This window comes from Mucilaginibacter sp. P25 (assembly GCF_050859465.1).
In the GTDB taxonomy this organism is placed as follows: Bacteria; Bacteroidota; Bacteroidia; order Sphingobacteriales; family Sphingobacteriaceae; genus Mucilaginibacter; species Mucilaginibacter gossypii.
In genome coordinates this window covers 1,423,518-1,436,337 of record NZ_CP193937.1, presented here as the reverse complement: position 1 = coordinate 1,436,337, position 12,820 = coordinate 1,423,518, and the positions used below count along the sequence as shown (strand labels likewise).

At 40.8% G+C, this 12,820-nt stretch carries 17 protein-coding genes and 1 pseudogene; 11 read left to right on the top strand and 7 right to left on the bottom strand.

Going from position 1 to position 12,820, the window contains the following annotated elements:
* The first annotated feature begins 4 nt into the window (after positions 1-4).
* From ACRQ5D_RS07525 to ACRQ5D_RS07510, 4 genes are all read left to right on the top strand, one after another.
* Positions 5-406 (top strand): ribonuclease E inhibitor RraB, encoded by a 402-nt coding sequence (locus ACRQ5D_RS07525; protein WP_091169299.1) that lies wholly within the window; start codon positions 5-7, stop codon positions 404-406.
* A 63-nt stretch (positions 407-469) separates the two neighbouring features.
* Positions 470-2,020, top strand: a complete 1,551-nt coding sequence (locus ACRQ5D_RS07520; protein ID WP_432328615.1) for a M14 family zinc carboxypeptidase — start codon at positions 470-472, stop codon at positions 2,018-2,020.
* Positions 1,972-2,214, top strand: coding sequence for a hypothetical protein (locus tag ACRQ5D_RS07515; RefSeq protein WP_432328614.1), 243 nt, complete (start codon positions 1,972-1,974; stop codon positions 2,212-2,214). Before ACRQ5D_RS07520 ends, ACRQ5D_RS07515 begins: the two co-directional genes overlap by 49 nt.
* Positions 2,215-2,844 carry a rhomboid family intramembrane serine protease gene (locus ACRQ5D_RS07510; RefSeq protein WP_091169304.1) on the top strand — a complete coding sequence of 210 codons (630 nt, stop codon included), beginning with the start codon at positions 2,215-2,217 and terminating at the stop codon, positions 2,842-2,844. It abuts the gene before it with no gap.
* Here ACRQ5D_RS07510 and ACRQ5D_RS07505 read toward each other — a convergent pair.
* Positions 2,813-3,820 (bottom strand): hypothetical protein, encoded by a 1,008-nt coding sequence (locus tag ACRQ5D_RS07505; RefSeq protein WP_431199342.1) that lies wholly within the window; start codon positions 3,818-3,820, stop codon positions 2,813-2,815. The genes ACRQ5D_RS07510 and ACRQ5D_RS07505 overlap by 32 nt on opposite strands.
* A gap of 36 nt (positions 3,821-3,856) precedes the next feature.
* Here ACRQ5D_RS07505 and ACRQ5D_RS07500 point away from each other — a divergent pair, with 36 nt between their 5' ends.
* Complete coding sequence (locus ACRQ5D_RS07500) at positions 3,857-4,870, top strand: dipeptide epimerase (protein ID WP_091169719.1); 1,014 nt, start codon at positions 3,857-3,859, stop codon at positions 4,868-4,870.
* A gap of 114 nt (positions 4,871-4,984) precedes the next feature.
* Positions 4,985-5,170 carry a CsbD family protein gene (locus ACRQ5D_RS07495; protein ID WP_091169309.1) on the top strand — a complete coding sequence of 62 codons (186 nt, stop codon included), beginning with the start codon at positions 4,985-4,987 and terminating at the stop codon, positions 5,168-5,170.
* A 32-nt stretch (positions 5,171-5,202) separates the two neighbouring features.
* Here the strand turns inward: ACRQ5D_RS07495 and ACRQ5D_RS07490 are convergent, their stop codons facing one another.
* Positions 5,203-5,754: a Uma2 family endonuclease gene (locus ACRQ5D_RS07490; RefSeq protein WP_091169312.1), complete on the bottom strand. Its 552-nt coding sequence runs from the start codon at positions 5,752-5,754 to the stop codon at positions 5,203-5,205.
* 131 nt (positions 5,755-5,885) lie between these two features.
* Between ACRQ5D_RS07490 and ACRQ5D_RS07485 the strand changes: the two genes are divergently transcribed.
* From ACRQ5D_RS07485 to lpxB, 5 genes and pseudogenes are all read left to right on the top strand, one after another.
* Positions 5,886-6,983, top strand: a complete 1,098-nt coding sequence (locus ACRQ5D_RS07485) for a hypothetical protein (RefSeq protein ID WP_432328613.1) — start codon at positions 5,886-5,888, stop codon at positions 6,981-6,983.
* Between the two features lie 80 nt (positions 6,984-7,063).
* Positions 7,064-7,237 (top strand): hypothetical protein, encoded by a 174-nt coding sequence (locus tag ACRQ5D_RS07480; RefSeq protein WP_432328612.1) that lies wholly within the window; start codon positions 7,064-7,066, stop codon positions 7,235-7,237.
* 42 nt (positions 7,238-7,279) lie between these two features.
* On the top strand, positions 7,280-8,053 hold the full coding sequence (gene surE, locus ACRQ5D_RS07475; protein WP_091169318.1) for a 5'/3'-nucleotidase SurE: 774 nt from the start codon (positions 7,280-7,282) through the stop codon (positions 8,051-8,053).
* Positions 8,054-8,055: 2 nt separating this feature from the next.
* On the top strand, positions 8,056-8,322 hold the full coding sequence (locus tag ACRQ5D_RS07470; protein ID WP_091169321.1) for a hypothetical protein: 267 nt from the start codon (positions 8,056-8,058) through the stop codon (positions 8,320-8,322).
* Positions 8,322-9,445 (top strand): annotated as a pseudogene (gene lpxB, locus ACRQ5D_RS07465) (lipid-A-disaccharide synthase). Before ACRQ5D_RS07470 ends, lpxB begins: the two are co-directional and overlap by 1 nt.
* Before the next feature lie 130 nt (positions 9,446-9,575).
* Here the strand turns inward: lpxB and ACRQ5D_RS07460 are convergent.
* From ACRQ5D_RS07460 to ACRQ5D_RS07440, 5 genes are all read right to left on the bottom strand, one after another.
* Positions 9,576-9,704 (bottom strand): hypothetical protein, encoded by a 129-nt coding sequence (locus ACRQ5D_RS07460; RefSeq protein ID WP_413321523.1) that lies wholly within the window; start codon positions 9,702-9,704, stop codon positions 9,576-9,578.
* Positions 9,705-10,081: 377 nt separating this feature from the next.
* Complete coding sequence (locus ACRQ5D_RS07455; protein WP_158604167.1) at positions 10,082-10,246, bottom strand: hypothetical protein; 165 nt, start codon at positions 10,244-10,246, stop codon at positions 10,082-10,084.
* 38 nt (positions 10,247-10,284) lie between these two features.
* The gene (locus tag ACRQ5D_RS07450; RefSeq protein WP_255485329.1) at positions 10,285-10,413 is read right to left on the bottom strand and encodes a hypothetical protein; all 129 of its coding nucleotides are present in this window, start codon (positions 10,411-10,413) and stop codon (positions 10,285-10,287) included.
* A gap of 54 nt (positions 10,414-10,467) precedes the next feature.
* Positions 10,468-10,644 (bottom strand): hypothetical protein, encoded by a 177-nt coding sequence (locus ACRQ5D_RS07445; RefSeq protein WP_167516293.1) that lies wholly within the window; start codon positions 10,642-10,644, stop codon positions 10,468-10,470.
* Positions 10,645-10,845: 201 nt separating this feature from the next.
* A complete protein-coding gene (locus tag ACRQ5D_RS07440) occupies positions 10,846-12,057 on the bottom strand; it encodes an MFS transporter (protein WP_218134436.1) in 1,212 nt (403 codons plus the stop codon).
* Between the last annotated feature and the right edge of the window lie 763 nt (positions 12,058-12,820).

Sequence of the window (12,820 nt, the reverse complement as noted above, 5' to 3'; positions counted from 1 at the left end):
CACCGTGGGATTATTCAGTTTTTTCGGTAAAAAGGATAACGGACAATTTGTATCGGCAGAGGCATTCAGTGAAAAATCGACAATACAGCTTAACATGTTGCCGGTACTTATGGAAAAACTAAGGGCGTTAAATGTTGACGAAGACAGGGAACTGATGCTTGAGTTTTTCTTTTACACCAATACCTATCAAAAGTCTGGGGCATTTGCGCAGGAATTATCCAATTTGAACTACCAGGTAAAATATGGCGTTTCTGAAGGGGATAAAAATCTATTCATTATTACCGGCTGGTCTGCTAAGGTAAAAATGCAAGATGCAGTTGTAGCTTCATGGATTAGCCAGATGTGTAGCCTTGGTTATAAATTTGATTGTGAGTTCGACGGCTGGGGTACCACACCCGATCAGTAATATTATTGTGTGCCGCACATCTAATTGGCATTCTTAAACTATATTTGAGCAACGTATTTGCTTATGAAGATAGTTTTCGCTGCCCTTATTGCCTGTTCCATTGCCTTATCTGCCCAAGCCCAGCTTACACCGTTTGAGTTAAGTAAGGATAAAAATTATACCGCCACCTACGCCCAGGTAATTGATTACTATCAAAAGTTAAATAAGCTGTATCCGCAGCAAATGAAACTTATCAACTATGGCACAACCGATGTGGGTAAACCCTTAACACTTGTAGTGCTTTCAAAAGATAAAATATTTGATCCCGCGGTTATTAAAAAGCAAAATAAAAGGGTATTGCTCATCAATAACGGCATCCACCCTGGCGAGCCGGAAGGTATCGATGCCAGTATGATGCTGGTGCGTGATCTGCTTAAAAATAATACCCTGCCAAAAGATGTGGTGATATGCCTGATTGCACTTTATAATATTGACGGCAATCTTAACCGTGGCCTGAGCCGTGTAAGTCAGAACGGTCCATCGGCTTACGGCTTTAGGGGTAATTATCGCAATCTTGATTTAAACCGCGATTTTATTAAGGCCGATAGCCGCAATGCTTTAGCCTTTACACAGATCCTCACTACCTGGAAGCCCGAAATCTTTTTAGATAATCACACCAGCGATGGCGCCGACTATCAATATGTGATGACGCTCATTGAAACTCAAAAGGAAAAGCAAAATCCCATCCTGGCCGATTATACCACCGAAACACTTACGCCGTACCTGTACAGCAAAATGAAAAAGAGCGGCTATGAAATGATACCTTATGGCGCTGGAGAAGAGGGCTTACCCGATTCTGGCATTGTTAGTTTTTTGGAAACCCCTCGCTTTGCTACCGGTTTTACTGCCCAGCATAACATCATCAGCTATATTACCGAAACGCACATGCTGAAGCCTTTTGACAAGCGTGTATACGCAACTTATGATTTTATGCAGCACCTTATTGAAATTAACCAGCGCGATGCGAAACTGATAGGAGAACTGAAGCGTAAAGCCGATGAACAGGTAACCAGCCAAAAAACTTTTGCATTGAGCTGGGCGGTTGATAAAAGTAAGGTTGATACCATCACCTTTAAAGGTTATGAGGCAGGCTATAAAACCAGCGGAGTGAGCGGATTGCCAAGACTATATTATGATCGTGATAAGCCATACACTAAAACCATCAAATATTTTAACACCTATAAAGTTACCGCCACTGCCGATAAACCGGTAGCTTACGTAATTCCGCAGGCATGGGGTAAGGTGGTTGATCTGTTTAAGCTGAATGGGGTGCAAATGAAACAACTGGCACATGACACCACGCTTAACCTGCAAATGTATTATATAGCCGATCTGAAAACACCGGCCCGGCCATTTGAGGGCCATTATCTGCATACCGGCGTAAAACTTAACCCGGTGGATATGCCTGTTAAATTTTATACCGGCGATTATGTAGTATATACTAATCAACCAATAAACCGTTATATCGTGGAAACGCTGGAACCGCAGGGTGTCGACTCGTTTTTTGCGTGGAACTTTTTGATTCGGTGCTGGGCGAAAAAGAATATTTTTCGGACTATGTTTTTGAAGATATAGCCGCCGATCTGCTAAAAAAGGATCCATCTATTAGACAAAAACTGGACGATGCCAAAGCGAAAGACCCACAGCTGGCCAATAATGCTGGTGCGCAATTGTTCTTTGTTTACCGCAATTCGCCTTACTTTGAAAAAACTTTTATGCGCTACCCGGTAGGCAGACTATTAACTAATACCAAACTCGACCTTAAATAAATGGAATATTTACAAACGGCCCCAGTGGCCTGTGCTATTTTCGTAATAACAATTATTACTTCGCTTTTAGCTTTTTCAAACAATAACCTTTATGGCCGTATGATGCTGCATCCTTACACCGTTTCGCGGGGAAAGGATATTCATACCATCATCACCAGCGGGCTTATTCACCGCGACTGGATGCATTTGTTTTTTAACATGCTGTCATTTTATTTTTTTGCGTTTGGGCTTGAACCGTTATTGGGTCACGTTCAGTTTGCCATATTGTATACCGTAAGCTTGATTTTGAGCGATATGCCTACTGTGCTTAAACACAAAGATCATTACAGTTATTACAGCCTTGGGGCTTCAGGAGCGGTAAGTGCGGTTATTTTTAGCGCCATATTATACAACCCTCTTGCTCAAATGATGATATTGCCGATACCTATTCCTATCCCGGCAGTAATATTTGGCGTGTTATATTTAGTGTATTGCCACTTCGCGTCGAAATATTCACGTGATCAAATTAACCACGACGCCCACTTTTATGGTGCACTGAGTGGTTTAATGATCACCATTATATTTCACCACGAAATTTTACCTGATTTTTGGCAGCAGATTACAATGGCAGTTTCAAATCTTGGCCATTAATAAACTCCCCATCGGCATTAAATAGAAAGCTTATAGGTTTTTCGGGGTTCTTGATGATCTCTAACAGCAGGAACCCCCAATTTTTCCAAAAGTTTTCCAGTACCTGCCCATAGGTTTTGTTCATCCAGTCATCAAATAGCGGCTTGCTGCTTGTGCCACGCAGGGGCAGGGCTTCTACGGAAATGGTATCGCCTATATTGAAAATATCATACTCAGGCAGGCGGTTAAACAAATAAGCCGAGTAAAAGAAGCGGGCGTTTAACTCTTCAAACTGAATGGGGTGTAGGACATGATCTGCAATTTTATCTAAAGCTTCTTTATGATAGCGGGCGTTGGCACCGTTATCCTGCAGGCAAAGTATCAGGCCAAAATCTTTTATCCTCAATGAAAAGGTAAGCGTATTGATTTCATCGCGGTAGCCAAAAACGTTTTCAGCATTATCAACCTTAAACAATACCAGGCTATACGGCTTAAAACCATCAAACTCAACCGGCAGATTGAGGCTTTGCAGCATCATGTGCAAGTTGTTAAACTTGTGGATGATAGATTGCGAAACATTAAACTCTTCGCCCTGCGAGTGCTGGAGTTTGATGCCGGCCTGGATCTCATTAAAAATAATTCCGTACAGCAATTTGCCCGCCCACAGAAACAGTTTATCCTCATCAAGCGCCTTTACAGCTTCGTAACCGGTCTCAAAAGCAGCAGCAATTTCGTTTTCGAGCGGTTCAAGATAGCGTTCGTTAACTTCGGCTGTGCAGGGGAGTTTTAGGTCTTTGTAAGTCGCCATGCTTTCGTCGAGCAACTTAAAAGGCTTATCTTCCAGCTCATAACGGCTCATGAGCCATTGCGGAAATACCTGGATCTGTTCCTCGGGCGAATTAAGGTTTTGCCCTGTAAGGAAACATTTATTGTTGCTGAAATTGAAATTAGTGAACGGTGAATAAATTTGTGCCGGCATGGCCGCAAAGATAAGCACGATTTTCGTACTAAAATTTTAGCTTTGGTTTTTAACATGGAACTGACATATCAACCTTACGAGCTTCAGCTGAAGCATGCTTTTACGATAGCCAAATTTTCGCGTACCTCTACCCCGGTTATGCTGGTGCAGATCAGCCACGAAAGTAAAACAGGTTACGGCGAAGCCTCAATGGTGCCTTATATGGGCGAAAGCCATCAAAGCGCTGCCGAATTTTTAAGCAAGGTTGATATCCGCCAATTTAGCTATCCTTTTGATTTTGGAGCGATCGTCAATTACCTTGATAGCATTGCCCCCGGTAATCCGGCCATTAAAGCAGCTTTTGATATTGCATTACATGACCTGGACGGCAAATTAAAAAAACAGCCATGCTGGCAGTTATTAGGAAGCAACCCAGCCCTGATGCCTGTTACCAGTTTCACGATAGGCATTGATACGCCCGAAATGATCATCAAAAAGGTAAAAGAGGCAGAGGGTTTTAAAGTGATCAAGGTTAAGCTTGGTCGGGATACAGATAAAGAATTGATTACCACCATTCGCTCGGTTACCGATGTGCCGCTTTATGTAGATGCTAACCAGGGCTGGTCAGATCTGCAGCAGAGTTTGGATATGACCCACTGGCTGCATGAGCAAGGGGTACAATTGATAGAGCAGCCCATGCTCAAAACTGATCCCGACAGCAATGCCTGGCTCACCGAACGCAGTCCTATTCCTATTATTGGCGATGAAGCCGTTCAACGTTTTGAAGATGTGGAAAAAGCCAAAGGTGTTTATACCGGGATCAATATTAAACTGATGAAATCTGCAGGTTTATATGAAGCGAAAAGAATGATTGACAAAGCCCGCGAGCTTGACCTGAAGATCATGATTGGATGTATGACCGAAACAAGCTGTGCCGCTTTAGCAGGTTTAGCCATTGCTCCGCAAGCAGATTGGGTTGACCTTGACGGCCCCTTTTTAGTAAGTAATAACCCTTATGTAATGCCGGAATTTAGTGGCGGAAAATACATACTAAACCACGATCCGGGCTTAGGGTTGAGATTAAGTTAAGTAGCTTTGATAACCATTCCAGGGCTTTCAACTTTCGGCATTCTGCTTTTGGCTTCTTTTAAAACCATCCTCCTATCCCATCTGTTATCCTGATGCATCTAAATAAAAAACATCATGGATAAATTAGAAATAAAAGGCGGATGGAATGAGCTGAAAGGCAAAATAAAGCAAGCTTACGGCGACCTTACCGACGATGACCTTGCCTGGCAGGAAGGTAAAGATGATGAAACACTTGGCAAGCTTCAGAAAAAAACGGGCAAAACCCGCGATGAACTGGTAAAGTGGATAAACAGTTTATAAAAGATCAGAAAAGCTCCGGGAACGGGGCTTTTTTATTTAAATAACTTTGAAAGTTCCAGTTTAAAACCAGGAATTACCATTGACGTTAGGGCTTCTGTTTTAAGAGCCTTCTGCTGTAAACTATAACCTTTATGGGTTAGCTTATACATGTCGGCATTTTCCTGTACGGGATCTATAATGATATACTCTGCTACGCCGTATTTTTCATAAACATCCTTTTTTTGCCTTAAATCATAGTAAGCAGTAGAAGGAGAACGAATTTCGATGATCAAATCAGGAGCGCCTTCAATCCTATCTTTTACAAGTTCGGCAACCCTACCTTCTTTTATATAAAGTATATCTGGCTGAAGCACATTTCCATCATCAAATTTTACATCCATTGGTGCGCTTACAAGAAAGCCATTATCATTTATGCTATCTAAAAAGTTAGACAATAGCTGTATAATTTTAGCAGATAACTGTTGGTGGGCAGGAATAGGAGAAGGCGACGTAATTAAATCATAGTTGATCAGCTGAAACGGCGCACCTTCCTCAAGCATCAAATAATCATCAACGGTGTATTTTTTCTTATCAGCCGTCAGCATAAATCAAATATAACTAAAATTCATTTTGTTACCAATATAGCCGCCATGTAAACAAACCCAATATTATTAAATATTATATATGCAACTATTCCGATGCAGGCGTGTCATATAAGTACTTATAACTACAAAACATGAAACTAAACCTCAACCATCTAATCTTATTTATTTTATTTTTTACATTCTCATCTACATTATCTGCACAGGAAAACGCTTTAGAAAAAGCCGCATCCAACGCCGAGAAAAGGATCAGCCAGATCCGGGTTAACAATGAGATCGACGCCGATTCAACCTTTAAACTGCTTAGCAACTGGCATACTTACCCGGATATAAAAGGCGGCAAAGACTATCTTTTCTACTATACTGATTCGCTGTTTGGTAAAGTGCCGTTCAGGGTGTTTGTGCCTGTTTCTTATAATAACATACGTAAATCCACTTGTATACTATTACTTCATGGTGCCGTTGGCCAAAGTAGTTTCGCCGATGCAGACAGCATTCAAAAATTTGACGATGATATCATTTTTGCCATCCTTAAAAAGCAGGATAACGTCATTATCAGGCCGATTGGTGACCCTAAAAAGTTCTTCAACTGGGTATTAAATAAAAAAGCTTTTCGCGATCGCGATGTGCCAAATTTTACCTATCAAACACTGGCCAATATATTAATTTCGGTAAAAAAGCAAGTTAACATCAACGACAGCGAGGTGTTTGCTTTAGGTCATTCAGATGGCTCCGATGGCGCTATTGGCCTGGGTATTTATGTCCCTAATCAATTCGCCGGCTTTATGGCGTATAATTCAATGTTCGACAATATCTTTGCCCGCGACTTTTATATCAGAAACATTATAAACAGTCCGCTATACGTGGTACATTCCGACCTCGACGACCTGCGCCCCATCCAACAAACCCGCATTGTTATGGATTGGTTAAAAGATAAACCAGACCATTTAATTTACAAAGAATACATCGGCTACCAACATTACGATAAGCATTTAAACACCGACCTTCCTTATACACCCGTATTTATAAATAGTGTGAGCCGTAACTTATTCAAAAACAAAATCTATTGGGAATGCTATAGCGATAAAATTTATAATTCGTACGCGTGGATAAAACTAACGGGTATCGATACCGGGCTTAATCGTGCTGCCTGGCATCAGTCACTTACTTTTCCTAATTATGATAAGATCAAAAAGAAATTGATACCAGGTACCGGCAGTATCAGGGCCTGAACAAAAGCGCCGCCGTTAAAGGGACATTTTTCAATAATACATTCAACCTTGAAACATCGGGTGTAAAAGAAACAGAGATAATGATTAGCCCACTAATGGTAAACCTGGAGCAACCGGTTGTTGTAAACATAAACGGCAAACAGGTTTTCAGAGGCAAAATACAAGCGGACAAAAACTTTATGCTTCGGAATTTCAAAGCCAGTTTTGACAGGGATGCCATTTGGGTAAACTCGGTTAAATTAAAAGTAGAATAAGCCTGGCCGGGTTACATTGTTGAGGATTGTTAACTTTGCCCAATGAAAGTTACCAAACCCACCATACTTGTTGTAAATGACGATGGCATCACCGCGCCGGGCATCAAAGCCCTGATGGATGCCATGGCCGAAATTGGCCGTGTTGTAGTTGTTGCTCCGGATAGTCCGCAATCAGGTATGGGGCATGCCATTACCATCGGCAAACCTTTACGGCTTGACCAGGTTGACATTTACGAGGGCATTGAAATGTACCGCTGCTCGGGTACTCCGGTTGATTGCGTGAAGCTGGCTGTTAACAAGATCTTTAAAGGTAAAAAGCCTGATCTTTGTGTTTCGGGCATTAACCATGGCCTTAATAACTCTATCAATGTGCTGTATTCGGGCACGATGTCGGCAGCGGTTGAGGGAGCCATTGAGGGTATCCCGTCGATAGGTTTTTCGTTAGATGATTATACTTTACAGGCCGATTTTGAGCCTTGCATCAAGTTTGTAAAAGAACTTGCTTTACAGGTTTTAGCCCATGGTTTACCACAAGCCAGTTTGTTAAATGTAAACTTTCCTGGCACCAAACACATTAAAGGCATTAAAATATGCAGGCAGGCGGCGGCCAAATGGGCCGAAGAATTTGATGAACGCATGGATCCGCATAAAAGGCCTTATTACTGGCTTACCGGTGTTTTTCAATTAAATGATGGTGGCGAGGATACCGATGTCTGGGCTTTGGAACAGGGTTATGCTTCGGTTGTGCCGGTGCAGTTTGATATGACCGCACACCACGTTATCCCCTACTTAAACAACTGGAAATTCAACCTGTAATTATGCTAAACAAAAACGACGTATCCTTAGGCCTGCTCATCGGCGCTATACTGCCAGGCGTTAGTCTGTTTGTTTTTGGATTTCTGCTTAAAAATCAACTGGTTTTCTTGCATAAGCCGGGCATTCCCTACTTTGTCGCTTTTGCCATCAATTTGTTTATCATCCGTTATTTTTATGGCAAAGGGGCCGATAAAACGGGAAACGGTATCGCTATGATCTCGCTTTTGTTTATGCTGGCCATATTCATTTTTAAATTGCAATCTCTATAATGAAATATTACCTGGTAGCCGGCGAAGCTTCGGGCGATTTGCACGGGGCTAATTTGATGAAAGCACTCAAATCGCTTGACCCTGATGCTGATTTCCGTTTTTTGGCGGCGACCTGATGCAGGCCGAGGGCGGCACACTGGTAAAACATTATGCCGATATGGCTTTTATGGGCTTTGTTGAAGTGGTTGCCAACCTGCAAACCATTCTTAAAAACATGAGATCGTGCAAGCGGGATATCTCTGCTTACCACCCCGACGTATTGATCTTGATAGATTTTCCCGGCTTTAACCTCAAAATAGCCGAATACGCCAAAGCTAACAGCATACCGGTTAACTACTATATTTCGCCCAAGGTATGGGCCTGGAACCAGAAGCGGGTGTTAAAGATCAAACGCATTGTTGACCACCTGTTTTGCATATTGCCTTTTGAAGTGGCATTTTACAAAGAGTGGGGAATGGATGTTGATTATGTAGGTAACCCTTTGCTTGACTCGGTTTCAGCATTTAATCCTGACCCTGATTTTCTGCAAAAAAATAAACTTGGCGAAAAGAAAATTATAGCACTGTTACCCGGCAGCCGCAAACAGGAAATCAGCAGACTGCTGCCCGATATGATCCGGGCTTCGGCCAACTTTCCTGAATACCAGTTTGTAATTGCCGGTGCACCGGCTTTTCAGGCTGATTATTATGCGCCTTACTTAAACCGCGAAGAGATCCCCGTTGTATTTAACTGCACTTATGATCTGCTGAATCATGCCCATGCAGCTATTGTAGCTTCCGGCACCGCAACACTTGAAACCGCGCTGTTTGATGTGCCGCAGGTAGTGGTTTATAAAGGCGGGAAATTAACCATCGCCATAGCGCGCATGCTGGTTAAGCTTAAATTTATATCGTTGGTTAACCTGATCATGGATAAAGCGGTAGTGAAGGAGTTGATCCAGGAAGAGTGTACGGCTAACAAGATAAGTGAAGAGTTAAAACTGATTGTCAATGATGTAACCTATCGCCAAAATATACTCAATAATTATGACGAGCTTGATGTGCGCATGGGGCAACCGGGCGCATCAGCCAAAACAGCCGGGTTAATTGTTAAATATACTGAAGCAGATAGGAAATCACAGTAAATTCAGCGACTTCTTTAAAGTAAAAGACCATTATTGCTGTACGCAATGACGCAGGGAAATGCTATTTAGCCAGGTTGTTTTTAACAACAAGCTCAGGATTCTATTTCTTTATCATTATTTTCTTCTGGTTTTAGTTCGGATTGGATGATATCCTGTTCCAGCTTTTTTCATCTTTCTGGTTTCGCCTGATGATCCAAACCAGCAAAATAATAACAGCAATAACAACAATTGTTACTATGGGATAATTAACCTGGTCCATAATGTTTGTATTTATGTAGAGTATGTAATTTCACAGATAACAATACACCATACAGACAATCAGTCTTTAGCTCCTGCTCGTGCAGGATCAATTGACCGTAACCGATTTGTTCATCACCTGGTTAACGGTACCACTCGTAAATAGATGGTGCAATATGATGTTCAACCGCATAGGCCATTCGCCCGCCGCTTTACCCAAATAACCGTTTCAGGCATTTACTTTAGGTGACCAAAGTGTTAATATATTGTTATTTAATATTAAACAAAGATAGCATTAAGCTTGCCCGGCTTTACTAAAAAAATAGAGCCCTGTTTTTGCAGGGCTCCACGTTTTCATAGGTGATGTTAGTACTCGATAGGTAGATATATATATGTTGATCAAGCGGCAGACAGCGTTTGCTGTGCTGCTACCTGCTTGTTGTTGCTCATGAATTGGGTTTTGGCCCTGTAGTTTTTCAGATCTTCCCTCAACAGCTCCAATAATTCGGCATCAAAGCGTGCAAGTAATTTAGTTATTGCGGGGGTTGGTTTATATGCTTTCATAGGTAGATGTAGTGTAGGTGATGTTTTTTATATTTAGTTTAAGCTGCCGGCGTTAAATAGGGCGTTTTAGTTTTAATAGCTTTTAAGTCGCTCATGATGATGTTTTTAAGTGCATTATCAAAGCTTGCTATTAGTTTGGTGGTTGATGTTTGTTTTTGCGTTTTCATGTTGTAGGTTTTGAATGTTTTATTTGAATGCTTTAATATTTTAATGTCTTCGTTTTAGTCTTTCTTTTTTTCGTTCCCGTTTTCGGTGAGGTTATCGTGGCGGCGTTTTGCTTCTTTATACTGCCTTAATATTTGTTCCTCATCGCGTGGGTCTGAAGTTTTTGTCGGTTCCACTGGGTTTTCCCACTCTTTCTCTTCTTCAGGTTTAACCGCTTTGTCTTTTGCCTTCATAACAACTGCGTTTGATAAGTACCAATCTAAATCAATGCCAAACTTTTATCGGAGAGCAAAAAAAGTCATTAAAAATTCAGATTTATTTTACAATTTGGTGTAAATGGCTGTAATACAGTGATTTTTTTTAGGAGAAAAAATTTAATTTTTTTGGCCAACTCTACCCGGGATAGCCATTCGGACCAGATAAACAGGTATGCGTTACCGAACATCAGGTGCATTACCGGACGATTTCCTGTAGTATAACAAATGCACCGCTATTACTATTACCGATAGGACAGCTCCAATAGCACATACCCCGTTCCACTCGTAGTTTTTCCAAACCAGGCTGGCGAAGAACGTGCCTAAAGCCCCGCCTATAAAATAAGACACCATGTACACTGTATTGATACGATTGCGGGCTTCCGGGATCAATGCAAAAATAATAGACTGGTTAGAGATATGAGTAGCCTGCACACCCATATCAAGCAGAATAACCCCGATGATGAGCCCTATTATACTATGGCTCGAAAAATAGAATACAATAAAAGAGATCAGGATAAGCGAAAGTGTATAAATTGATAATTTGTATGCGTCCATTTTATCACTCAGGCGCCCCATAAAGCCAACGGCTACCGCACCGAAAGCGCCAACAAGGCCAAACATACCCGCAGCGGCGCTGCCCTCATTAAACTGAGGCTGTTTTAACAGGAATACCAGCGTTGTCCAAAATGCGCTGAAACCGGCAAAACATAAAGCCCCTCTGAATGCTGCCAACCTTAACTTAGGCTGGGTTTTTACTAAATGGATCAATGATTTCATCAATTTACCGTAATTGCCTTTATAATCGGGTTCAATTTCGGGCAAAAACAAAAATATCATAATCCAGATGAGCAACATTAACCCGGCGGCTATATAAAACATGCTTCGCCAGCCAAAATGCTCGCCTATAAAACCGCTTAATGTGCGTGACAGCAAAATGCCGATTAATAAGCCGCTCATTACAAAGCCAATCTTCTTACCCCGCTCATGTGGCTTGGCTAAGTGGGCCGCCATTGGGATCAGCAATTGCGGAATAATCGATGATACGCCCACCAAAAAACCCGCTATCATAAGTATAGTTACCGAAGGCGCCATGGCGCAGGCTATTAACGATATGATCATGAGCACAAAATCAATTAAAATAAGACGCTTACGCTTAAGCATATCCGCCAATGGCACTATAAATAATAAACCTGTAGCGTAGCCAATTTGCGTAAAAAGCGATATTTGCTGCGCTTTTTTATCGCTTACGCCAAAAGTATTCGCCATATCGGCCAGTAATGGTTGATTATAATATATGTTTGCTACCACCAAACCTGTAGCTATGGTCATGATCCATAAAGTTAATGGCGTAAGATGCGGATGTTGTTTTGCGGTATGTGTTGATGACATATTTTAAAAGGCAGTATGTTTTTGCTGCAAAAGTGTTAAAGCATCTTTAAAAAAAGCCTTTGTAAAGTAATTTTTATTATGCAAGTGCGTTTAGAACATAAATTGTTTTAGCAGACAATCGTTCTTTAAAGAGCTAAAAGCAGTATTAAGGCAAAAAAAATGTGGTATTTTGGAGTTTTTTAAAGAAAAATTAGCGATTATTTTGCTTTAAAAACAAAAGACGCTTTGAAATTTAATTTTAAGCCGGGTTTAAATTCTAATTTTACTTTAAAAATCATTTAAAATTAAATTTTTGTAAACTTTATAAATAAAATCGTATCATTTTTGAATAAAAATGAACGAAGTAATAATTATTATCAAATAATTTGAAAAAATTAGTAAATTAATAATGTTTTATTCTTATTTTTGACAGTAAGATACCGGATGGTAGTGTAATTAATAAAACTTACAAAACAATTACAAAATATATTTTCCGAATATCAAAACTTAGTGTTACTTTTACACCGTGTTAAAAATAACGCAATACATAAAGTAGTCTTCTCATAATTTAGGTTTATAATTGGTTAGTAAAGGCCCCTGCCCATCAGGGGCTTTACTTTTTTATAAGCTTTTGTTCCCGCCCGTGAAGCAATTTAGGGCAGGCCAGGTGCATGTATATTTTAAGTTTAAATTAAACAAGCCGACGGTAAAGGCGCTGGGACAGGATCGGATAAAATAAATAACAATAGAATTTCATTTTAATTCACAAAATTCTATATTTGCA